The organism is Bradyrhizobium sp. CCBAU 25360, from assembly GCF_028128695.1.
Classification (GTDB): Bacteria; Pseudomonadota; Alphaproteobacteria; order Rhizobiales; family Xanthobacteraceae; genus Bradyrhizobium; species Bradyrhizobium ottawaense.
In genome coordinates this window covers 312,855-336,636 of the sequence record NZ_LBJA01000041.1, presented here as the reverse complement: position 1 = coordinate 336,636, position 23,782 = coordinate 312,855, and the positions used below count along the sequence as shown (strand labels likewise).

General features: G+C 65.2%; 16 protein-coding genes. 8 read left to right on the top strand and 8 right to left on the bottom strand.

Annotated features, from left to right (window positions below; translation table 11 throughout):
* Positions 1–109 precede the first annotated feature (109 nt).
* Positions 110–1,906 carry an adenylate/guanylate cyclase domain-containing protein gene (locus XH81_RS23200; protein ID WP_028140011.1) on the top strand — a complete coding sequence of 599 codons (1,797 nt, stop codon included), beginning with the start codon at positions 110–112 and terminating at the stop codon, positions 1,904–1,906.
* Between the two features lie 196 nt (positions 1,907–2,102).
* Positions 2,103–4,865, top strand: a complete 2,763-nt coding sequence (locus tag XH81_RS23195) for a di-heme-cytochrome C peroxidase (RefSeq protein WP_028140010.1) — start codon at positions 2,103–2,105, stop codon at positions 4,863–4,865.
* A gap of 138 nt (positions 4,866–5,003) precedes the next feature.
* Here XH81_RS23195 and XH81_RS23190 read toward each other — a convergent pair whose 3' ends face one another.
* Entirely contained in the window at positions 5,004–5,951 is a 948-nt protein-coding gene (locus XH81_RS23190) for an alpha/beta fold hydrolase (RefSeq protein WP_028140009.1), read from the bottom strand.
* Positions 5,952–6,172: 221 nt separating this feature from the next.
* Between XH81_RS23190 and XH81_RS23185 the strand changes: the two genes are divergently transcribed.
* Together XH81_RS23185 and XH81_RS23180 are read left to right on the top strand one after the other, a co-directional pair.
* Positions 6,173–6,634 (top strand): Hsp20 family protein, encoded by a 462-nt coding sequence (locus tag XH81_RS23185; protein ID WP_028140008.1) that lies wholly within the window; start codon positions 6,173–6,175, stop codon positions 6,632–6,634.
* Between the two features lie 348 nt (positions 6,635–6,982).
* Positions 6,983–7,753: an alpha/beta fold hydrolase gene (locus tag XH81_RS23180; RefSeq protein ID WP_028140007.1), complete on the top strand. Its 771-nt coding sequence runs from the start codon at positions 6,983–6,985 to the stop codon at positions 7,751–7,753.
* A 232-nt stretch (positions 7,754–7,985) separates the two neighbouring features.
* Here the strand turns inward: XH81_RS23180 and XH81_RS23175 are convergent, their stop codons facing one another.
* Positions 7,986–8,777 carry a hypothetical protein gene (locus XH81_RS23175; protein WP_028140006.1) on the bottom strand — a complete coding sequence of 264 codons (792 nt, stop codon included), beginning with the start codon at positions 8,775–8,777 and terminating at the stop codon, positions 7,986–7,988.
* Between the two features lie 491 nt (positions 8,778–9,268).
* On the opposite strand from XH81_RS23175, the gene gltB reads away from it, so the two are divergent.
* Positions 9,269–14,002 (top strand): glutamate synthase large subunit, encoded by a 4,734-nt coding sequence (gltB, locus tag XH81_RS23170; protein ID WP_271596375.1) that lies wholly within the window; start codon positions 9,269–9,271, stop codon positions 14,000–14,002.
* A gap of 159 nt (positions 14,003–14,161) precedes the next feature.
* On the top strand, positions 14,162–15,613 hold the full coding sequence (locus XH81_RS23165) for a glutamate synthase subunit beta (protein WP_028140004.1): 1,452 nt from the start codon (positions 14,162–14,164) through the stop codon (positions 15,611–15,613).
* Positions 15,614–15,779: 166 nt separating this feature from the next.
* On the opposite strand, the gene XH81_RS23160 is transcribed toward XH81_RS23165, so the two are convergent.
* Positions 15,780–17,537, bottom strand: a complete 1,758-nt coding sequence (locus tag XH81_RS23160) for an outer membrane beta-barrel protein (protein WP_271596374.1) — start codon at positions 17,535–17,537, stop codon at positions 15,780–15,782.
* Positions 17,538–17,730: 193 nt separating this feature from the next.
* Between XH81_RS23160 and XH81_RS23155 the strand changes: the two genes are divergently transcribed.
* The gene (locus tag XH81_RS23155) at positions 17,731–18,738 is read left to right on the top strand and encodes a KpsF/GutQ family sugar-phosphate isomerase (protein ID WP_095425181.1); all 1,008 of its coding nucleotides are present in this window, start codon (positions 17,731–17,733) and stop codon (positions 18,736–18,738) included.
* Positions 18,739–18,866: 128 nt separating this feature from the next.
* Here XH81_RS23155 and XH81_RS23150 read toward each other — a convergent pair whose 3' ends face one another.
* Positions 18,867–19,418 (bottom strand): carboxymuconolactone decarboxylase family protein, encoded by a 552-nt coding sequence (locus XH81_RS23150; RefSeq protein WP_271596373.1) that lies wholly within the window; start codon positions 19,416–19,418, stop codon positions 18,867–18,869.
* 72 nt (positions 19,419–19,490) lie between these two features.
* On the opposite strand from XH81_RS23150, the gene XH81_RS23145 reads away from it, so the two are divergent.
* Positions 19,491–19,874 (top strand): winged helix-turn-helix transcriptional regulator, encoded by a 384-nt coding sequence (locus tag XH81_RS23145; RefSeq protein WP_049806707.1) that lies wholly within the window; start codon positions 19,491–19,493, stop codon positions 19,872–19,874.
* An 89-nt stretch (positions 19,875–19,963) separates the two neighbouring features.
* Here the strand turns inward: XH81_RS23145 and XH81_RS23140 are convergent, their stop codons facing one another.
* From XH81_RS23140 to hemH, 4 genes are all read right to left on the bottom strand, one after another.
* Positions 19,964–20,407: an NfeD family protein gene (locus XH81_RS23140; protein WP_038973463.1), complete on the bottom strand. Its 444-nt coding sequence runs from the start codon at positions 20,405–20,407 to the stop codon at positions 19,964–19,966.
* Positions 20,408–20,462: 55 nt separating this feature from the next.
* Positions 20,463–21,467, bottom strand: coding sequence for an SPFH domain-containing protein (locus XH81_RS23135; protein WP_028139999.1), 1,005 nt, complete (start codon positions 21,465–21,467; stop codon positions 20,463–20,465).
* A 221-nt stretch (positions 21,468–21,688) separates the two neighbouring features.
* Complete coding sequence (locus XH81_RS23130; RefSeq protein ID WP_028139998.1) at positions 21,689–22,666, bottom strand: ABC transporter substrate-binding protein; 978 nt, start codon at positions 22,664–22,666, stop codon at positions 21,689–21,691.
* A gap of 10 nt (positions 22,667–22,676) precedes the next feature.
* Positions 22,677–23,714 (bottom strand): ferrochelatase, encoded by a 1,038-nt coding sequence (gene hemH, locus XH81_RS23125; RefSeq protein WP_038973462.1) that lies wholly within the window; start codon positions 23,712–23,714, stop codon positions 22,677–22,679.
* Positions 23,715–23,782: the final 68 nt, after the last annotated feature.

Genomic DNA, 23,782 nt, shown 5'->3' with positions numbered 1-23,782 from the left:
TTTATAAAGGCGAGGTTCTTGAAATGCGGGATTCGAGCCGACTTGCCACGCCGTGGCCAGTCCCAGGTCCCTTCACGATCACTTATCGATCCCTTGGAGCTTCCGGGATATGGAAAGACGTCTGGCTGCCATCGTCTGCGCCGATGTCGCCGGCTATTCGCGCATGATGGGCAGCGACGAGGCCGGCACCCATGCCGCCTTCAAGGCCCATCGCAGCGCGATCCACCCGATCATCCTCAATCACGGCGGCCGCGTCGTGAAGAACACCGGCGACGGCTTCCTGCTGGAGTTCCCTTCGATCGTCGGCGCCACCGAGGCCGCGATCGCGATGCAGACGCTGATGGCGGAGCGCAACCACCATCTGCCGGCCGACCGCGCCATGCAGTTCCGCCTCGGCATCCACATGGGCGACGTCATCGCCGATGAGGACGAGGTATTCGGTGACGATGTCAACATCGCCGTCCGCCTGGAGTCGGTCGCGAGCCCCGGCGGCTTTGCGATCTCGGCCAAGGCCTACAAGGAGGCGAGCAAGCATCTCAGCGTGCCGCTGGTCGATGCCGGCAATCATCGCTTCAAGAACATCAAGGATGCAATCGGGGTCTGGACCTGGACGCCCGAGGGTGCACCGGCGCTCGCCCCCGAGCTCCGCGAGGCGTCCGCCCTCTCGCAACAGTACCGCACCGCGATCGTCGGCGTGCTGCCGTTCGCCAATCTCAGCGATGCCCAGGACGAGTATTTCTCTGACGGCCTCACCGAGGATCTGATCCACGCACTTTCGCTGCAATCCTTCTATCGCGTGCTGAGCCGCAACTCGACCTTCGCCTTCAAGGGCAGGAACACCAGCACCCGCCTGATCGCGCGCGAGATCGACGCCACCTATTTGATCCAGGGTTCGGTGCGGCGTGCCGGCGCCAAGATCCGCGTCACCGCCGAGCTGATCGCCCCGGAGACCGGCGAGCAGCTCTGGACCGGCCGTTACGACCGCGACATCGGCGACTTCTTCGCGATGCAGGACGAGATCACCACCAACCTGTCCGCCGCCATCGCCACCGAGATCGTCCGCGCCGAAGCCTCGGCGCCCGCGCGGCTCTCGACGGACGTCACCGCCTGGGATCGCTTCCTCAAGGGGCTGTCGCATTACTACCGGCAGACCAAGGAGGACCTGACTGCCGCCGTCGATCTGTTCCGGGAAGCCATCAGGGTCGATCCCAAGCTGTCGATCGCGCACGCCTATCTCGCCACGATCCAGATCCAGAGCATCCAGTTCGGCTGGGTCAAGGGCACGCGCGAGATGTGGGCCGAGGCGATGAACCTCGCCGAAACCAGCGTCCGGCTCGACCCGCGCTCGTCCTTTGCGTTCTCGATCCTGTCCTGGGCGCACGCCATGGAAGGGCATTACGAGGCGGCGATGGACGCGGCCAAGCGCGCGGTCGCGCTCAATCCCTACGACATGGGCGCGCGCGGCGTGCTCGGCATCTGCCATTTCGTCATCGGCGAGCACCGGGAGGCGATCGAGATGTTTTCGATGGCCGCGCAGCGCGACAACAGCGACCCGCGCTACCAATGGGCGGCGCTGAACGCCTTCAGTCATTATCTGTTGCGCCAATATGACGCGACCCTGTCATGGGCGCGCGAGCAGCTCTACATCAACCCCAACCACATGCAGGCGCTGGCGATCCGCGCCGCGGCCCTGGCACAATTGGGGCGGAGTGCCGAGGCGAGCGAAGCGACCTCCGTGCTGATCGGCAATTACCCGACGCTCAATGTCGATCGTCACTTGCGCAACTTCCACTGGAAGCGGCCCGAGGACCTCGCCCACTATCGCGAGGGACTGCTGAAGGCCGGCGTGCCGCTCGGCAAGCTGACCCTGGTTCAGAGCGACGTCAAACGCGTCGCCGAGTCCTGACCGGCAGGCCACGGTCCCCCCGCAGCCGTTCCCTTAGGTCTTTGGCGAGACCCCGCCTGCACTTGTTGACAGGACAGTGAATTCGGCCACACTTCGCCACACGCTGAAGTAGTATAGTCTGCTGTCGGTTTGTTAGGACTTTCCGCGCTTGATCGGCGCCTCATTTCACGATTCGCTGTTTTCAGGATTTTGGGCCATGCATGACCCCGCTTCGAAACCGCCGTTCGACCCCTCGATCCAGGTCTCGCCGAACAATCCCTGCCCATTCCTGCGCGGCCTCGTCGGCGAGGGCTTTGTCGAGGGCGGCACTGTCCCGCTCGGCAAGCTGTCGGAGACGATCGCGAACGCGACCGGCGAAACCGGGCTGAAGAAGGCGTCTGCCCGGCTTCAGGTCCGCGGCGTGGCGCTCATCGCCAACGGTCTCGGTCACATCCTCAAGAGCATCTTTTCGGGCGCGCAGCTCGATGCGCTGCGCGGCGGCCCGCTGGACAAGCGCGGTGCCGGCTCGCGCATCCTCGGAGTCGACGGCAAGGTCAACGAGGACGAGATCGCGCGGCTCGCGAGTTTCGGCCGGACTTACACCGATCCGAACGGCGACTCCGAGCTGGGCCTCAACGCCTCGGAAATCGACATCTTCATGCGCGACAACCTCAAGCGCGCCGGCAGCGCCGCGCGCTGGTACTACCCGCTGCTGATGAAGTTCGAATGGCCGATCCTCCTGAAGATCATCGGCAAGGGCAGGGGCGAGGATCGCTATCTCGGCGTTGCCGACGTGCGCACGCTGTTCAACGAGCGCCAATTCCCGGCGCGCATCAACGAGCGGCTGGTCCCGCCGGTGCTGTCGACCTGCCAGCGCGTGGTGCGGGGCGCCCTCAAGCTTGCGGCCTTGCTGATCGCCGTCGGCCTCGTTGCCCTCGTCGCGGTCGCCGAATTCCCCAATCAGGTTCGCGCCATGCTGCCGCAGAAGGGAATTCTCGTAAATCTCTTGCCGCCGCCCTTGCCTGCGGTCCCGGAGACGAAGGCGGCCTTCTGGCTCGAGCAGAACTGGTCGCTGAAGGACCGGCACTGGTTCCATCATGCCAGCCAGGGCACCGCGACCTTCCCCGTGCCCTATGAATGGTTCATGGCGCTGGAGCAGCCACGCCTTCATCTATTCTCGAAACCCGGCATGATGAAGGAGAGCGCCTATCTCGAAGGCTTCGGCTTCATCCCGAGCCCGCAGTCGATCCAGACCGACACGACGACGTTGCGCCGCTTCGGTTACGCCAATGTCTATGAGACGACGCAGGTGCCGGACTGGTCGACCAGATGGACGCCAGTGGAGAACGTCGACGGCCTGCCGGTCGGATTCGCGCGGATGACCGGGGTCGTCGATCCCGCGACCGGCCGTCGCGAGGAAGACAAGATCGGGTTGACCTGCGCGGCCTGCCATACCGGGCAGATCCATTACCAGGGCGTGGACGTGCGCTTCGACGGCGGCCCGGCCATGACCGACCTGAAGAAGCTGGAGCTCTCGACCGGCCTGTCGATCGCCTACACCCTGTATGTCCCGTTCCGCTTCCAGCGCTTTGCCGATCGCGTGCTCGGCCCCGATGCCAGCAAGACGGACCGCGCCGCGCTCAAGCAGAAGCTCAGCGCGATCGGCACGTTCCTGATCGACTGGGCGAAAACCCAGCAAAAGACGGTTGAAAGCAAGAAGACCTGGAACGGCAGGCAGCAGCAGGACACGGAGGAAGGGTTCGGCCGCCTCGACGCTCTCAATCGCATCGGCAACCAGGTCTTCTCGCAGGATCTCGCGCTGAGCGGGGTCAAGGGCTTCGAGAAGAACCTGCATGCCCAGGATGCCCCGGTCAGCTACCCCGCGATCTGGACCGTGCCCTGGTTCAAATTCGCCCAGTACGACGCATCGATCGAGCAGCCGTTAATTCGCAATGCCGGCGAAGCGCTCGGCGTGACCGCACTGCTCAACCTGTCCGACGCCTATCCGGAGGACCGGCTGTGGCGGTCCTCGGTGAACATCAGGACACTCGGCTGGATCGAGGACATGCTGAGAGGCCCCGATCCGTTCAAGCCGGCCGATCCCTCCGCCGATCCGAAATTCGGCGGCCTGCTGGCGCCGCAATGGCCCTCGCAAATCCTCGGCGATGCATGGCGGCTGAAGCCCGATCGCGTCGAGCGCGGCCGCGCCATCTATGCCGAGATGTGCTCCGGGTGCCACCTTCCGGCCATCGACACGCCCGCCTTCTGGTCATCGAAGCATTGGGAGCCGAGCGGCGACAGCAAGGTGCTGAACGCGGTCACGATTCCCCTCAAGGAGATCAAGACGGATCCCGAACAGTCCCTTGTTCTCAGCAACAGGATCGTCGATGTGCCCGGCTTCCTGAAGGTGAATACGGCCGACCTCCAGACATGGTGGCAATGCGATATCCCGACCGCAAGCAAATCGCCCAACGAGATGGTCTACGCGCTCGGCCTCATGACGGTGGTCGATCTCGTCGCCCGCAAATGGATGGACGACGAGAAGGTCCCGGAGGCCGAACGGGCGAAAATGTGGAATCTCGCGCGCAAGAATTGTCTCAATCCGGCGCCTGACCCGCGCTATCGGGCGCGGCCATTGAACGGCATCTGGGCTACCGCACCTTACCTGCACAACGGTTCGGTGCCTTCGCTGTACTGGTTGCTGAAGCCGGCGAACGAGCGCCCGACCAAATTCTGCATGGGCCGCCGCGACTATGATCCCGTGACCGTCGGCTTTGCGGTGACCGCGGATGAGAAATGCAAGACGGGCGAAACGCAGTTCTCGGCGGGATCGGAGAAGGACCCGATCCAGGGCAACAGCGTGCTCGGCCATTCCTTCGAGCGCAAGGAAGGCGAACCGAAGCGCGATGGCGTCATCGGCCGCATGTTCAAGGACGATGCCGAGCGCTACGATCTGATCGAATATTTGAAGACGCTTTAACGCGACCAGAGTTCTTCGTCTCGTCATGGCCGGGCTTGTCCCGGCCATCCACGTTCTTGTCTCGCCGAACCGAAGTCCGTGGATGCCCGGGACAAGCCCGGGCATGACGAGTTTGTAGCGCGATGACGCGCTCTTTCCTCACTTGAACAACGGCGTGCCCGGCACGAAGGCGTCGAAGGCGGCCCAGAACTGGGAGCGGTAGCGGTCCTGCTCCTGGAGGATCTCGTGCTTGGCGCCGGCGATCACGAGGTGGGAGCCGGCGCGCAAGTGATAGGCGAACTCCTCGATCGCCGCGGTCGAGACCACCGCGTCGTTGGAGGCCGCCAGCATCAGGATCGGCTGGCGGATCTGCGAGGGGTAGTTCTTGCCCTTGAAGGTGTTCATGGCGCGGAAGGCGGTATCGGCCCAGGCCACGGTCGGTGATGCCAGCCCGAGCGTCGGGTCCTCCTCCAGGATCGCGGCATTGCGCGCATAGCGTACCGGATCGCTGGTCACGGGATTGTTGATGAAGGGATCGAGCCCGGTGAGACGGTCGCTGCCGCCGGGGACATAACGGCCCCCCTGCCCGAGCAGGCGCATGGTCTTGAGCAGCGCACGCACCGGAAGCGAGGTGGTGCGGCCGGGCAGGTCGATCATCGGCGCCGACAACACCATGCGGTCGAACCAGCGCTTGCCCGCATGCGCCACCCGCAGCATCACCGTGCCGCCCATGGAATGGGCCAGCGCGAAGAACGGCGGCGGGCAATCCGGCAGCACGACCTGCTGCACGAACGCCTCCACGTCGACCTCGAAATCGGAGAAGTCGCGCACATAGCCCTTGCGCGGGTCGCGCAGGCGGCGCGAGGAATGGCCCTGCCCGCGCCAATCGATCATTGCCACTGCAAAGCCGCGGTCGCGCAAATCGCGCACGGTCTCGAAATATTTCTCGATCTGCTCGCTGCGTCCGGTGAAGACGCAGACGGTGCCCTTGCGGTTCGCCGGCGGCGCCCAGCGCGCAAAGCGCAGCTCGGCGCCATCGGGCGTCTTGATGGTACCGCTGACGACGTCTTCGGGGACGGGATTGGACGGGATCGAGACCAGCGTCATGATTGGAAGTGCTTGGGCGCGAAGTGCTGCAAATCAAGGGGCGGGAGCGCCGAAAAGGCGCTGATTGCCGCCCTCTTGAACGCCGTCTCGTTCCACCCATATCATCTTCGTGCAGGCCGCTACCAGTGTTTCGGACCCGGAACATCAGGCTGCACACAGACTAAAGCCCGGCCCGATTGGCGGGCGGGTTACCCAACAGTCGCTCAATGGAGGACTAGACCATGCGTAGCTACGATCTCACCCCCTTCTACCGTTCCACCGTCGGCTTCGACCGCCTCTTCAGCCTGCTCGACCAGGCCAGCTCGGACGGCAGCCCCGGTTATCCCCCCTACAACATCGAGCGTACCGGCGAGAATGCCTACCGCATCACCGTTGCGGTCTCGGGCTTCGCCAGGGATGAGCTCTCCATCGTCGCGAAGGAAAACACGCTGACGATCAAGGGCGAGAAGGTCGCAGGCGAGAACAGCAAGAACGAAGTGATCTACCGCGGCATCGCCGCGCGTGCCTTCGAGCGCGCCTTCCAGCTCGCCGACTTCGTGCAGGTGAAGGACGCCTCGCTGGAAAACGGGCTGCTTCACGTCGACCTCGTCCGTGAGATTCCCGAGGCGAAGAAACCGCGCCAGATCGCGATCAATACCAGCGCACCGAAGGCGCAGGTGATCGAGAACTCGGTCGCCGCCTAACCACGGCACGCCACTTCCAGGTTTGAGAAAACGCCCCGGTGCCCCGGGGCGTTTTTTTACTTGCCCATTTGTGTCGCGAAACGCCGCGAGTAGCCCCGCAGCGACTCCTGCGTCGATATATTTCGTACCGGCCTGTTTGTCAGTGCCGCAGAATCCAGCGGCAGTTTTCGGTTGAAATGGAAATACAGGTTGGGCCTGTCGTCCTACGTTACCCCCACTGCAAGCTCGGCCACGCGTCCCGTACACGCCCGACCAAGACGCTGCTCACAGGTAGGTGACTGAGCGTAACGCCGCTGCCCCACGCTCCGTCCTTTGGACATCGAACACAAAACGAGACGGAGCACGATCATGTCACTTTGGCGCAGCTTTTTCGTCGCCGCGAGCCTGTTGGCGGCCCCCCTCAGCCTCGCTCACGCGCAGACACCGCAGACGGTGAAAGCAAAGAACGTCGTGCTGGTGCACGGCGCCTGGGCCGACGGCTCGAGCTGGTCGGAGGTGATCCCGATCCTCCAGGCCGCGGGCCTGCATGTCACGGCCGTGCAGAATCCGTTGTCGTCGCTTGCGGACTCGGTCGAGGCCACCAAGCGCGCGCTGGCCGAGCAGGACGGACCGACCGTGCTGGTCGCGCATTCCTGGGGCGGCACGGTGATCAGCCAGGTCGGCACCGATCCGAAGGTCACCGGCCTCGTTTATGTCGCCGCACGTGCGCCCGATGCGAACGAGGATTTCGTCGCGCTGTCGAAGCAATTCCCGACCGGCCCGGTGCGCGCCGGCATCGTCGAGCGCGACGGCGACACAAAACTTTCGGAAGACGCCTTCCTGAAATATTTCGCCAATGGCGTGAAGCCGGAGCAGGCCAGGGAGCTTTATGCCGTGCAATGGCCGACCGCCGCGTCGATCTTCGCCGGCCGCACCACGGAAGCTGCGTGGCATTCGAAGCCGAGCTGGTACGCGGTGTCGAAGAACGACTACACCATCAATCCGGATCTCGAACGCTTCCTCGCCAAGCGCATGAACGCCACCACGGTCGAGCTCGATGCCGGCCACCTCTCGCTGGTGTCGCATCCGAAGGAGGTCGCGAATTTGATCCTGGAAGCCGCGGGATATCCGCGGAGCTGAAGCGATCGCTGAAATGCGGAAGGCGCCTGAATTGCTCAGGCGCCTTTTTTTTGTTTTGCTCAGCCGTCGTCCCTGCGAACGCAGGGACCCATAACCACAGGGAGCAGTTTGGCGAAGATTGGTCGTTCGGGACTCGCACCTCATCCCCACCGATAGATCACGCGGTATGGGTCCCTGCGTTGGCAGGGACGACAGCGTGGGTGGCTGGCGCTATCGCATCAAACTCGCAGTGCTAATCCAGTCCCTGTGCCGCCGGCATCTCCTGCGTCGGCAAAATCGTCGCCGACGGCTTGGCCTGACCGACGGTCGGCGCGACGGTTTGCGGTGTGGCCTCGGCCGGCTTCGCCTGGGCGGCAGCGGTCTGCTGCGGTGCCTGTGCCTGCGGCGCTTGAGCCTGCTGCGTCACAGGCTCGGCCGGCTTGGCGGCGGCGACCGGCGTCTCGCTGCGCGGCGGGGCCGCCCTGGGCAGCGGCACGGTGCGGCTCGCCACGTGCGGGATCGAGGCCGGCGGCCGCGGCGGGCCGCTGCGGATCACGGTCGGCGGCGGCAGCGCGCTTTGCGGACCGTAAGGCGAGGCCGCGCGCTCGTCATAGGCGGGCGCCATGCCGTAGGCGTCCGCGGCCGGCATGAAACGGATGATCCGCCCGTCGCGGGCATCGATCACGAGCCGGCCGTCGTCGCCGCGACGGTCGATCACCGCGATGGTGTAGACGCTGCCGCGCAGGCGCGGGATGCCGAGCGGCGAGAAGCCGTTTTCGCGCAAGACCGCGTAGACCTCGGTCGACGGCAGCAACGCCGGACCGCGCTCTTCGTAGCCATGGCCGGGACCGTAGCCTTGGCCGTAACGCGGCGGCAGTGGCGGGGCGGCTTCGGGGGACGCATAGGGTCCGTCGAAATCCGACACGGCGATAGCCGCCCCTCCTGCGATACCTTTCGCGGGAACTTGCGCCAGAACCTGCCCATGCCCGGCGCTCATGGCGAGCGCCAGCGTGGCAGCAGCCACACATCCTGTGAAAAACTTCATCGTCGACACGCTCCTGTCAGGCCCCCGAATGCCTCGCGCTCTTTCGCCTCTTGCGGCGTGGCGCGCCTTTCGAAGGTCTGATCCGAAGCTTCATTTGGGATTTCGGCGCCCACAGGGCCGGATCGGGGCGCGTTTGCTTCAAAACCGGGGCCGCGCAACTTTCGGAAAGCGATTGATTGACATATCGGGAATCGGGACTTCCACGCGCTTGTGTGATAGACAAAAATTTGGCAAGGTGACGGTTAGGACAGGAAGACTGTCTCAATTTTGCTTGCGGTTCCGGCATAGGGATTGCAACGAAAGTCGGTGCTTTCGAGCACAATAAGGCAACAGGCAAAGCCGTTCTCGGGGACGAAGAACGCCTAGGCCTGAATTTAAGAAAATGCGGCTCGCAGCGGACGAGCGGTGACCCAGAGGCGGGTGCCGCGGAACGCCCAAGGTGCGCCGAAGATGGCGGTGAGGCAGCTTGCCGCATGGAGAGGATTGGAACAATGAACGGGTCGCAATTCGAGAGCGCAAACATCGTGGCAGAAGAACTGTCGGCGACGGTCGCCTCGAAAACGACCGATCCGATTCAGGAACACAATTCGCGCCCGCCAGCCGTTGGCCTCTACGATCCGAGCCTGGAAAAGGATTCCTGCGGCGTCGGCTTTATCGCCAATATCAAGGGCAAGAAGTCGCACGAGATCGTCGCGGACGCGCTGAGCATCCTGTGCAATCTCGAGCATCGCGGTGCCGTCGGCGCCGACCCGCGCGCCGGTGACGGCGCCGGCATTCTGGTGCAAATCCCGCACGCCTTCTTCAGCCGCAAGGCCGGGGAGCTCGGCTTCGCGCTGCCGGAGCCCGGCGAATACGCCATCGGCGCGCTGTTCATGCCGCGCGACACCGCATGGCGCAACGTCATCAAGAGCATCATCGCCGACCAGATCAAGGAAGAGGGCCTGACACTGCTCGGTTGGCGCGACGTGCCGACCGACAATTCCTCGCTCGGCGTCACCGTGAAGCCGACCGAGCCGGCCTGCATGCAGGTGTTCATCGGCCGCAATGGCACCGCCAAGACCGAGGACGAGTTCGAGCGCCGACTCTACATCCTGCGCAAGTCGATCTCACAGGCGATCTACCAGCGCCGCGACCGCGGACTTGCAGGCTATTACCCCTGCTCGATGTCCTGCCGCACCGTGATCTACAAGGGCATGTTCCTCGCCGACCAGCTCGGCAAGTACTATCCCGACCTGCACGAGAAGGATTTCGAGAGCGCGCTCGCCCTGGTGCATCAGCGCTTCTCGACCAACACCTTCCCGGCCTGGTCGCTGGCGCATCCCTATCGCATGATCGCGCATAACGGCGAGATCAACACGCTGCGCGGCAACACCAACTGGATGGCGGCACGCCAGGCCTCGGTGAGCTCCGAGCTCTACGGCAAGGACATCAACCGGCTCTGGCCGATCTCCTACGAAGGCCAGTCGGACACCGCCTGCTTCGACAACGCGCTCGAATTCCTGGTGCAGGGCGGCTACTCGCTGCCGCACGCCGTCATGATGATGATTCCGGAGGCGTGGGCCGGCAATCCGCTGATGGATGAGAAGCGCCGTGCCTTCTACGAATATCACGCAGCGCTGATGGAGCCGTGGGACGGTCCCGCCGCGATCGCCTTCACCGACGGCCGCCAGATCGGCGCCACGCTCGACCGCAACGGCCTGCGGCCCGCGCGCTATCTCGTGACCAAGGACGACCGCATCGTGATGGCGTCCGAGATGGGCGTGCTGACGATCCCCGAAGATCAGATCATCACCAAGTGGCGGCTGCAGCCCGGGAAGATGCTGCTGGTCGACCTCGAGCAGGGCCGTCTCATTCCCGACGACGAGATCAAGGCCGAGCTCGCCAAGAGCCATCCCTACAAGGAGTGGCTGGAACGGACCCAGATCGTGCTGGAAGAGCTGCCGAAGGTGCCGACCACCGGCGTGCGCTCCAATTTGTCGCTGCTCGATCGCCAGCAGGCGTTCGGCTACAGCCAGGAAGACATCGCCATCCTGATGACGCCGATGGCGGCCACGGGCGAGGAAGCCGCGGGCTCGATGGGCAACGACACGCCGATCTCGGCGCTGTCGGACAAGGCCAAGCCGCTGTTCACCTACTTCAAGCAGAACTTTGCGCAGGTCACCAACCCGCCGATCGACCCGATCCGCGAGGAGCTGGTGATGAGCCTGGTCTCCATCATCGGACCGCGGCCGAACCTGTTCGATCTGCAGGGGCTTGCCACCACCAAGCGCCTTGAAGCGCGCCAGCCGATCCTGACCGACGCGGATCTCGAAAAGATTCGCTCGATCTCGGATGTTGCCGAGTCGCACTTCAAGTCGCGCACGCTGGACACCACCTTCCACGCCGGTCTCGGCGCGGCAGGCATGGACCAGGTGCTCGACGAGCTCTGCGCGCGCGCCGAAAGCGCTGTGCGCGAAGGCGTCAACATCATCATCCTGTCCGACCGCATGGTCGGCACCGACCGGGTTCCGATCCCGTCGCTGCTGGCCTGCGCCGCCGTGCATCATCATCTTATCCGCACCGGCCTGCGCACCTCGGTCGGTCTCGTCGTCGAGTCCGGCGAGCCGCGCGAAGTGCATCACTTCGCCTGCCTTGCCGGCTACGGCGCCGAAGCGATCAATCCTTACCTGGCGTTCGAAACCATCATCGCGATGAAGGACCGCCTGCCCGGCTCGCTCGACGATTACGAGATCGTCAAGCGCTACATCAAGTCGATCGGCAAGGGCCTTTTGAAGGTGATGTCCAAGATGGGCATCTCGACCTACCAGTCCTATTGCGGCGCGCAGATCTTCGACGCCGTCGGCCTCAAGGCCGACTTCGTCGCAAAGTTCTTCGCGGGCACGCATACCCGCGTCGAGGGCGTCGGCCTTGGCGAGATCGCCGAAGAGGCGGTGCGCCGTCATGCCGACGCGTTCGGCGAGGCGCTGGTCTACAAGGGCGCGCTCGATGTCGGTGGCGAATACGCCTATCGCAGCCGCGGCGAGGACCATGCCTGGACCGCCGAATCGGTGTCGCTGCTGCAGCACGCCGCGCGCGGCAATTCGCAGGAGCGCTATCGCGCCTTCGCAAAGATCCTCAACGAGCAGTCGGAGCGCCTGCTGACGCTGCGCGGCCTGTTCCGGATCAAGAACGCGGACGAAGAGAAGCGCAAGCCGATCCCGCTCGACCAGGTCGAGCCCGCCAAGGACATCGTCAGGCGCTTCGCCACCGGCGCGATGAGCTTCGGCTCGATCTCGCGCGAGGCCCACACCACGCTCGCGATCGCCATGAACCGGATCGGCGGCAAGTCGAACACCGGCGAAGGCGGCGAGGAAGCCGACCGCTTCAAGCCGATGCCGAACGGCGATTCCATGCGCTCGGCGATCAAGCAGGTCGCCTCGGGCCGCTTCGGCGTCACCACGGAGTATCTCGTCAACTCCGACATGATGCAGATCAAGATGGCGCAGGGCGCCAAGCCCGGCGAAGGCGGTCAGCTGCCCGGCCACAAGGTCGACGCGACCATCGCCAAGGTCCGGCACTCGACGCCGGGCGTCGGCCTGATCTCGCCGCCGCCGCACCACGACATCTACTCGATCGAGGATCTGGCGCAGCTCATCTACGACCTCAAGAACGTCAACCCGACGGGGGACGTCTCGGTCAAGCTCGTCTCCGAGATCGGCGTCGGCACGGTCGCCGCGGGCGTCGCCAAGGCGCGCGCCGACCATGTCACCATCGCGGGCTTCGAAGGCGGCACCGGCGCTTCGCCGCTGACCTCGATCAAGCATGCCGGCTCGCCGTGGGAGATCGGCCTTGCCGAAACCCACCAGACGCTGGTGCGCGAGCGGCTGCGCAGCCGCATCGTGGTCCAGGTCGACGGCGGCTTCCGCACGGGCCGTGACGTCGTGATCGGCGCACTGCTGGGCGCCGACGAGTTCGGCTTCGCCACCGCGCCGCTGATTGCGGCCGGCTGCATCATGATGCGCAAGTGTCATCTCAACACCTGCCCGGTCGGCGTCGCGACCCAGGACCCCGTCCTGCGCAAGCGCTTCACCGGCCAGCCCGAGCACGTGATCAACTACTTCTTCTTCGTCGCCGAGGAAGTCCGCGAGATCATGGCTTCGCTCGGCTTCCGCACCTTCAACGAGATGGTCGGCCAGGTTCAGCTGCTCGACCAGACCAAGCTGGTCGCGCACTGGAAGGCCAAGGGCCTCGACTTCTCCAAGCTGTTCGTCAAGCAGAAGGAAGAGAAGGGCCAGAAGATCTATCACTCCGAGCGCCAGAACCATCATCTGGAAGCGGTGCTCGACCGCACGCTGATCGAGAAGGCAAAGCCTGCGCTCGACCGCGGCGCGCCGGTGAAGATCGAGGCCACGATCAACAGCACCAACCGTTCCGCCGGTGCGATGCTGTCGGGTGCGGTCGCCAAGATCTACGGCCATGCCGGCCTGCCGCACGACACGATCCATGTCGGCCTCAAGGGCACCGCGGGTCAGGCCTTCGGCGCGTGGCTGGCGCAGGGCGTCACCTTCGAGCTCGAGGGTGAAGCCAACGACTATGTCGGCAAGGGCCTCTCGGGCGGCAAGATCATCGTCAAGCCGCCGGCCAACAGCGGCATCGTGCCGGAAGAGAGCATCATCGTCGGCAACACCGTGATGTACGGCGCGATCCAGGGCGAGTGCTACTTCCGCGGCATCGCCGGCGAGCGCTTCGCCGTGCGCAATTCGGGCGCCGTTGCGGTGGTCGAGGGCGCGGGCGATCATTGCTGCGAATACATGACCGGCGGCATCGTGGTCGTGCTCGGCAAGACCGGGCGAAACTTCGCGGCCGGCATGTCGGGCGGCATCGCCTATGTCCTCGACGAGACCGGCGACTTCGACAAGCTCTGCAACCTGGCGATGGTCGAGCTCGAGCCGGTGCTGTCGGAAGAGCTGATCAACGCCGGCACCTACAATCACTCCGGTGACCTCGAGGCGCATGGCCGGGTCGACGTGTTCAAGAATTTGCTCGACTCCGACGTCGAGCGCCTGCACGTCCTGATCACGCGCCACGCGAAAGCGACCGGCTCCAAGCGCGCCGCCGACATCCTTGCCAATTGGAAGGAATGGCTGCCGAAATTCCGCAAGGTGATGCCGGTCGAGTACCGGCGCGCACTGCGCGAAATGGCCGCCAACGCGGACGCCGAGCCGAAAATCGCGATCGGGGCGTAAGAGAAAGCCCTCATGGTGAGGAGGCGCGGAAAGCGCCGCCTCGAACCATGAGACCATCATCCGGGCCTCTATCCTTCGAGACGCGGCGCGAAGAGCGCGCCGCTCCTCAGGATGAGGAGTGAGAGAACAAACGACTAAGCGGCAGGGACTTCGGGTTTAATGGGCAAGATCACGGGTTTTCTCGAAATCGAACGGCATGACCGCAAGTACACCCCGGTCGCCGAGCGCGTGAAGCATTACAACGAGTTCGTCCTTCCCTTGACCGAGAAGGAAACGCGCGACCAGGCCGCGCGCTGCATGAACTGCGGCATTCCCTATTGCCACGGCACCGGCTCGGTCGCGCCCGGCACGCCCGGCTGCCCGGTCAACAACCAGATCCCCGACTGGAACGACCTCGTCTACCAGGGCAATTGGGAAGAAGCCTCGCGCAATCTGCACTCGACAAACAATTTCCCGGAGTTCACCGGCCGCATCTGCCCGGCGCCGTGCGAGGCCTCCTGCACGCTCAACATCGACGACAACCCCGTCACCATCAAGACCATCGAATGCGCGATCGTCGACCGCGCCTGGGACAATGGCTGGCTCAAGCCTGAGGTCGCGTCCGTCAAGACCGGCAAGAAGGTCGCGGTGATCGGCTCGGGCCCGGCCGGTATGGCCTGCGCGCAGCAGCTCGCGCGCGCCGGTCACGACGTGCATCTGTTCGAGAAGTACGCCAAGGCCGGCGGCCTGCTGCGCTACGGCATCCCTGACTTCAAGATGGAGAAGGGCGTCATCGACCGCCGCGTCAAGCAGATGGAAGGCGAAGGCGTCACCTTCCACTACAACAGCCATGTCGGCGCTGACGGCAATGTCGATCCGCGCGAGATGCTCAACGAGTATGACGCGGTGGCGCTGACCGGCGGCGCGGAAGCGCCGCGCGACCTGCCGATTCCCGGCCGCGAGCTGTCAGGCATCCACTACGCCATGGACTTCCTGCCGCAGCAGAACCGCCGCGTCTCTGAGGAGCCGCTGAACGGCGTCCAGGAGATCCTGGCCGGCGGCAAGCACGTCGTCGTCATCGGCGGCGGCGACACCGGATCGGACTGCATCGGCACCTCGCTGCGCCAGGGCGCGCTGTCGGTGACCCAGCTCGAGATCATGCCCGCCCCGCCCGAGCGCGAGAACAAGGGCCTCACCTGGCCGAACTGGCCGCTCAAGATGCGCACGTCCTCCAGCCAGGCCGAAGGCGCGGTGCGCGAATACGCCGTGCTGACCCAGAAGTTCTCCGGCGAGAACGGCCAGGTCAAGAAGCTGCACTGCGTCCACGTCGATGACAAGTTCAAGCCGATTGCCGGCACCGAGTTCGAACTCGACGCCGAGCTCGTCCTGCTCGCCATGGGCTTCGTCCACCCCGTGCACGAGGGTCTCTTGAAGCTGCTCTCGGTCGAGCTCGACCCCCGCGGCAACGTCAAGGCCAACACGCTGGACTACCAGACCTCCCGCCCGAACGTGTTCACCGCCGGCGACATGCGCCGCGGCCAGTCGCTGGTGGTGTGGGCGATCCGCGAGGGCCGGCTGTGTGCAAGGTCGATTGATACGTTCCTGATGGGGAAGACGGATCTGCCACGCTGAGCTGTCATTCCGGGGCGCGCCACTTGGCGCGAGCCCGGAATCCATCAGGCCGCAAGCTTAGTGGATAAATGGATTCCGGGCTCGCGCTTCGCGCGCCCCGGAATGACGAGCGGAGAGAGCCTCGCCCCCGCGCGGCATCTCACTCCGACGTGTGCCGACAGGCGCACTAATTCTGCAGCCTCACCCCGACCATCACCACCGTCCCCTGCGAGCTCGAGCCCGCCTGGTTCGAATCCAGGATGTCATGGCGCAGCGTGCCCTTGACCCAGATGTTGCGGTTGAGCTTGTAGATCAGGTTGCCTTCGAGCGAGTAGGTCTTGTCGTTGCGGTTCTGGCCCTGGTAGTCGAGCGTGCCGTAGGTGAATTTTCCGACGGCCGTCAGCCAGCGGCGGAAGTCGTGATCGACTTCGGCCGAATAGGTGCGCACCAGGACGCCCGAGGAGCCGGGGATGGTGGTCTCCGCGATCTGCGTGTCCGTGAAGAATTTCACCGTGGTGAGGCCGCTCGCATTCCAGATCAGCGAGCCCGAGGTCAGGAAGCCAGCAAGCTGGCTGAGGCGCGGGTCGGTATAGTTGCGCGCGGAATAGCCGACCGAGATCTCGCCGGTGAGGATGCGCGAGAATTCGAAGGACGAGCCGACCTTGGCATAACCGCCGTTGGAATCGCGGAAGTAGCCGTTGCGGTCGGCGGCCTGATCGTGGACGCGGGAATCGCCCTGGATCTCGACGAACGGCTTCAGGCCGGGCTTGAGGTCGTAGGAGAAGCGCCCGATGCCGCCATACTGGTTGAAGTCGCGATCGTTGTTGGTGAATGTCGAGCCGTCGGTGAGCTTGGAGTCCGTGTAGGCGGTGCGATCGACGGTGGCGCCCGCGGCAACCTGGAAACGATTGAAGGTCTGGTCGAAGCCGACCGTGGTGCCGTAGGCGGCGTAGACAGGATATTTCTGCAGGCCCGCCTGCACGTTCGGGCTGCCGGGATTGTCGGTGGCGAGCCGCAGGCGCAGCTGCGAGGTCAGCTTGAGGTCGCGGTCGACGTCGAGGCGGCCGTCGACATGGCCAGTGAAGTCGGGACGATTGATCTCGACCGGCGAAGGCGAGGCAAAGCCGTCGATCGTCGCCGGCATGTTGTTGGTGTAGCCGGAGAACGAGCCGCGCAGATCGGCGACCAGCGCGTGGCGCTCCCAGTCGGACATCACCAGCAGATCGGGTGCGACGACGTAGACCGGCGATCCCACCGGCTTGTTGAGACGCGCAGGATTGGTGTCGTAGCCGGTGGAGAGCTCGAGCCCGCCCTTGATCAGAAAACTGCCGGCGTAGTCGCCGACGGCCCCAAACGCATCGTCATCCGCCTTGAGGCGACGGCGCAGCGGCTGGCCGGGCACGGTGCCCGCCATCGCCGCCGGCACCGGCGCCTTGTTGGCGGAGGCGGATGGCGGCGGCGCGATTCTGGGCAGGCCGAGCGTCGATGGCGGCGGCACCGTGGTCGGCGCCGGCGAGCCGGGACCGGCCGCGCGCTTCGGCTTCGGCTGGCCCGGATAGAGCTTGGGTTGCTGTCTCTTGCGGTTGAGCGAATCATAGCCGGAGCTGCTCGCGCCGGTGGCGGCAGATAGGCCATAAGTCGGGACCTGACCGACGCGCGAGGTCGCGGGCGCCTGCTGGCGTTTGCGCGGATCAGCACTGGGATCGGGCAACGCCGGCAATGCATCCGACGGCGCCTGCGGCACGCCCGCCGTGCGCCGCGTCGGCAGCGTCTCGGGCGCGGCGAAGCCGCCGCGGTTGGGATTGAACAGATCGGGCGTGAGGCTCTGGGCGGCCGCGGGCACGCTTGTGAGGGTCGTCAGCGCAAGACCCGGCACAAGGCACGGCAAAGCCGCGCGCAGGAACTGCGCGCGTTTGCTCCGGCCGGTGCCTGGAGACGACCCCACGATGTAACAACTCCAACGAAATCAAACACTTTCACGGTGGTCTCCGCCGGCTGGCGGGAACCATCGTTAATGGAGTTAAAACAATTATGGTTAATGACCGGTTGAGGGCTTAGGCGCGCTCGTCGCCTCCCCCGCCGCGGCGTGCTAATGAGGCGCCGACCGTGCGAATGCCCCCTTCTCCCTGGACCAGTACATGCCGAGTTCGAAACCGCTGATGACCACATCATCCGGCCCCATCCCCGACAGCGTCGAATCCGCGCTCCGCACGCTGGAGACGGAGAGCGGCGGCATCAACGCGCTCGCAGCCGCCCTGCGCGGCCCGCTCGGCGCGACATTCGCGAAAGCAGTCGACCTGATCCGCAACGCCAAGGGCCGCGTCATCGTCACCGGGCTCGGCAAGTCAGGCCATATGGGGCGCAAGATCGCCGCGACGCTGGCCTCGACCGGCACGCCGGCCTTCTTCGTGCATGCCGCCGAGGCCGGCCACGGCGACCTCGGCATGATCACCACCGACGACGTCATCATGGCGCTGTCCTGGTCCGGCGAACAGCCGGAGATGAAGAACCTCGTGAACTACTCGGCGCGCTTCGCCATTCCCATGATCGCGGTGACGTCGAACGCGGCCTCCTCGCTGGGCCAGGCCGCCGACCTCGTGATCGAGCTGCCGAAGGCGCGCGAGGCCTGCCCGCACAATCTGGCGCCGACAACCTCGACCCTGATGCAGGCCGCGATCGGCGATGCCCTCGCGATCGCGCTGCTCGAAGGCCGCGGCTTCACCGCGCTGGAATTCGCGCATTTCCACCCCGGCGGCAAGCTGGGCGCGATGCTGAAATTCGTCCGCGACTACATGCGCACGGGCGCCGAGATCCCGGTCAAGCCCCTGGGCACCAAGATGTCGGAGGCCGTGGTCGAGATGTCGGCCAAGGGCCTCGGCTGCGTCTGCATCGTCAACGAAGCAAACGAGGTCGCGGGCATCATCACCGACGGCGATCTGCGCCGCCACATGCGCCCCGACCTGCTGACGGCGTCGGTCGACGAGATCATGACGAAGCAGCCGAAAACGGTGCCGCCCTCGATGCTCGCGACCGAGATGATCGAGGTGCTGAACACGCGCAAGATCACCACGCTGGTGGTGACCGAGGCCGGCAAGGTGGTGGGCATCGTGCACCTGCACGATCTGCTGCGGGCGGGCGTGGCCTAGGGCACGCGCTTTCTCTCCGCACCGTCATTCCGGGGCGCGCCATTCGGCGCGAGCCCGGAATCCATTCATCTCCGAGCTCGCTGCCCAATGGATTCCGGGTTCACGCTTCGCGTGCCCCGGAATGACAGCTACACCGGAAACCGCGCCGCGTTCTCCTCCAGCGGCAGCCGCAGCCCGTTCGCCAGATACGATACCGTGCGGTAGAAGCCGCACAGCAGCATGATTTCCAGAATCTGCGCCTCGTCGTAATGCGCCGACAGCGCGGCAAACTCTTGATCGCTGAACGTCGCGCGGTGATGCAGCGCGTCGACCGCTGCGACCAGCGCCTGTTCGGCCGGCGACCAGCACGGTGACGTCGCATCGCCCTGCACTGTGGCACGCACCTCGTCTTCGGCGAGCTTCGCCGGCCCGGCGAAAACCGCGACATGCACGCCCCATTCATACTCGCATCTGTTCAGCGCACAGGTGCGGTCGATGACGATCTCGCGCTGGCGCAGCGAGAGCGGGCCGGGATCGAGCAGACCGCCGGCGCGAAACTTGTCCCAGGCGCGGCGGTGGCCCGCCATCACCCGGAACAGGATCAGCGGCGCCGCGCCGCGCATGATACGATCAAACTGCGCCTGGATCTCCGGGGGATAAGGCGGGGTGAGCGGGGCAATGCGCGGCGTGGAATGGGACATCGGCTGCCTCGTTTGCTACAATTATCATAGCAACATGCTACACTATCTGTAGCATGTCGCAAGAGGGTGGCGATGGCAAAACAGGCGGCATCACGAAGCGTCCGCGGCTCGCGCACCGGCCGGCCGGTCATGGCGCTGCTGGACCTGCTCGGACGGCGCTGGAGCCTGCGAATATTGTGGGAGTTGCGCGGCGAGCCCCTCACCTCCCGCGCCCTGCGCACCGCCTGCGACGAGGCTTCGCCGACAGTGCTGCAAGCGCGCCTGACGGAGTTGCGCGAGGCGGGGTTCGTGGAGCTTGGCGAAGGCGGAGGTTATGGGCTGACGCCGCTCGGGCGGGAATTGTGCGAGACGTTCATGCCGCTGCACCGGTTTGCGGAGAGGTGGAAGGACTCTTCCCCTTCTCCCCGCTTGCGGGGAGAGGGTCGGGGTGAGGGGGAGCCTCCGCGCAAACGGTGAGAGACGGACTCGCGGAGAGTCCGCTCACCCGGATTGAATCTGCGATGCAATCCCGCCTCTCCCCGCAAGCGGGGAGAGGCGAAGAATCCTCACGCCGCGGCCACTGTCAGGTTCGCACCGTCCACCTGCACCACCTTCACCCGCGTCCCCGCCGGCGTATCCGGACCTGCGACGCGCCACACCGTGTCACCGATGCGCACGGTGCCGTTGCCATCGACGATCGGCTTCTCCAGAGTGAACTCGCGGCCGAGCAGTGCCTCGGTACGCTTGTTGAGGAACGGACTGGCGCTTGCATCCGGCTTCGGCCGCGCAAGGCGGCGCCATATCGGCACGGCGGCGGCGGCGAACACCGCGAACATCACGAGCTGGATCTGCCACGATAGGACGACGGTGAACGAGATCAGGCCGACGAGCAGCGCAGCTAAGCCGAGCCAGAACAGGAATATGCCCGGCGCCAGCACCTCCAGCGCCATCAGGATGAAGCCGAAGATCAGCCAGTTCCAGGTGCCGAGCGATACGAACATGTCGGTCATGACACGACCTTCCATCATGGTGCATGCCCCCGCCTGAAGGGACATGCGCCGGGGACTATCCCTGCCGCGGCGGCACCGCCGGCGGCGTGCTGCCGGTCGTCGGCACCGACCCACCACGGCGGGCGGCGGCAGCGGCGGACGCCGCGCTTTCGCCGAACGTTGCTTTCGCGATCTCGCCGATGCCGGCGAGCGAGCCCAGCATGGAGGTTGCTTCCATCGGCAGCATGATGATCTTCTGGTTCGGCGCGTCCGCGAACTGGCCGAACGCCTTGATATATTTGTCGGCGATGAAGTAGTTCAACGCGGCGACGTCCCCCTTGGAAATCGCATCGCTGACCATCTGCGTCGCCTTGGCCTCGGCCTCGGCGGACCGCTCGCGCGCTTCGGCATCGCGGAACGCAGCTTCCTTGCGGCCTTCGGCCTGGAGGATCTGCCCCTGCTTGGCGCCCTCGGCGCGCAGGATTTCCGACTGGCGCTGGCCTTCGGCGGCGAGAATGTCGGCGCGCTTGACGCGCTCGGCCTTCATCTGCCGGCCCATGGCCTCGACCAGGTCGGCGGGCGGCACGATGTCCTTGATCTCGATGCGGTTGACCTTCAGGCCCCACGGCGAGACCGCGGCATCGACGACGCGGAGCAGGCGCTCGTTGATCTCGTCGCGATGCGACAGCACCTGGTCGAGATCCATCGCACCCATCACCGAGCGGATGTTGGTCATGGTCAGGACCGTGATCGCCTGGGTCAGGTTGGAGACCTCGTAGCTCGCCTTGGCGGCGTCGAATACCTGGTAGAAGGCAACGCCGTCGACCGTCACGGTGGCGTTGTCCTTGGTGATGACCTCCTGCTCGGGGATGTCGATCACCTGCTCCATCATGTTGATCTTGCGCCCGACGCGATCGAAATAGGGCACGATCAGATTGAGCCCGGGGCTCAGCGTCTGGGTGTATTTGCCGAACCGCTCGATGGTCCAGTCATAGCCCTGCGGCACCGTCTTGACGCCGGCGACCAGCGTGACGATGACGAGCAAAACCAGAACAATCGCGAAAATGTCGAAACCGCTCATATTTCCTCCAAGGCAGAAAAGCCCTTTCCCGCGCTGTCATTGGTCGGGAGCGCAACCCTACCGGTTCAGCGGTCGCAATTCACGTCGGTATCGATCCAATTCTGCACAAGACATCCAAACGGGGAAGGATCAAGATATGTATTTGTAGCGGGCCCTTGAAAGCGTGCAGCGGAAACCCAGCGGCAAAAATTAACGAATCCGAAGGCGCGCATTGGACGACTTCATTCGATCACGTCATTCGCTAGGGCAATGAGGCCCGGGTGAAGTGTGACGCCACACTCCCTGGCGGCCTTGAGGTTGACCGCGAGCTCGAATTTGGTGGGGTTCTGCACTGGCAGGTCGGCTGGCCGCGCGCCCTTCAGAATGCGGTCGATATAGTCCGCGGCGCGGCGGAGCTGCTCGGCGCTGTCGGTGCTGTAGGACATCAGCCCGCCCTCCTCGACGAAGGTGCGGCTCCAGAACACCGCGGGCACGCGCGCCTGCGCGATCGCCGCCAGAAGACCGCCGCGGTTGGCCATGGTGAAGAAGTCCGGCAACACCAGCAACCCACCGTCTTTCCGCAAGCCCAGCGCCGCGATCGAGGCCGCGTCATGCACCGGCGCGGGCTCGACCGCCACCTGAAGGGTCCGTGCCGCGTCCTCGATCGTCCGCAGCATCAGCGGCGCGAACGGCGCGGTGGCGGGATTGTAGACGACGACAACGCGGGACACCTTTGGCGTGACCTGCGTCAGCATCTCCAGCCATTTGCCGGCCAGCGGGCCGTCGTAATCGGTGAAGCCGGTGACGTTGCCGCCGGGATGCGCGAGGTTTTCGACAAAGCCCTGGCTGACGGGATCGGTGACGACGGCGAACACGATCGGGATCGTCGTGGTGCGCTGGCGCAGCTCCTCGACCGAGGGCGTGCCGACCGCGAGCAGGACGTCGGGCCTGAGCGCGATCAGCTCGTCGGCAAGCTGCGCGATGCGGGCGCGGTCGCCGCCACCGCTGCGCCAGTCGATCTTGAGGTTGTCGCGCTCTTTCAGGCCATGTCCGGCGAGCGCCTTGACCAGGACCATGCTGCGGGTCTGGCCGATCGCATCATCGGCAGCCGTGACCGAGAGCACGCCAAGCCGACGTGCCGCGTTCGGCTGTTGCGCCAGGACCGGGACCGGCAGCGCCGCGATCATCCCAAGAAACGCCAGACACTCACGGCGGTTCATGGGACGCCCATCAGATCCAGCCCTGAAGCTCGCGCAGCACCAGGGTGCGGATCACGTCCATGCCCGGGTCACTGTCGTTGAGGCAGGGGATCGCGGAAAACTGCTCGCCGCCATTGTGCTTGAAAATCTCGGCGTTCTCCTGCGCGATCTCCTCCAGCGTCTCCAGGCAGTCCGCGGAAAAGCCCGGCGTCACCACCGCGAGGCGGCGCACGCCTTCCTTCGCGAGCCGCTCCATGGTCTTGTCGGTGTAGGGCTGGAGCCACTCGGCATTGCCGAAGCGCGACTGGAAGGTCAGCAGCAGCTTCGTCTCGTCCATGCCGAGCCGGCGACGCAGCGCCTCGGTGGTGGCGATGCAGTGCTGCTGATAGGGATCGCCCTTGTCGACATAGGATTTCGGCATGCCATGGAACGACGCCACGATCAGCTCCGGCTTGAAGGACAGCGTTGCCAGGTGCGTCTCGATCGAGACGGCAAGCGCCTCGATATAGGCCGCGTCCTCGTAATAAGGCGGCGTTACCCGCAGCGTCGGCTGGTTGCGCAAACGGGCGAGCACGCGGAACACTTCGTCGCAGACGGTCGCCGAGGTCGAGGCGGAATATTGCGGATAGAGCGGGACCGCCAGGATGCGCTCGCAGCCTTTCGCGATCAGTGCGTCGATGCCCGACTTGATCGAGGGATTGCCGTAGCGCATCGCCCAGTCCACCACGACGTGGGTCCGGTCCGACAGGGCAGCGGCCAGCTTGTCGCTCTGCGACCGCGTGATGGTCTTCAGCGGCGACTCGTTCTGCTCGGTGTTCCAGATCTTTTGGTAGTCGAGCGCCTTGGTACGGGGGCGGCTGCGCAGAATGATCCCGTTCAACACGAACTTCCAGACCAGGCCCTGATCCTCGATGACGCGGGCGTCCGAGAGGAACTCCTTCAGATACACCCGCACGCCCGGCGCATCGGCCGTGTCGGGCGTTCCGAGATTGATCAGGAGCACGCCAGCGCGCGGCAGGGCGGATTGGGCGGCCGGTCTCGCGGCCTCGATGGGGACGACACTGGTCATGGCCCTGTGGGTCGCGCGTTGGTCCGAACTTGTCAAGATGAGGCCGGTTTCGCTAGGGTCGCACCCAG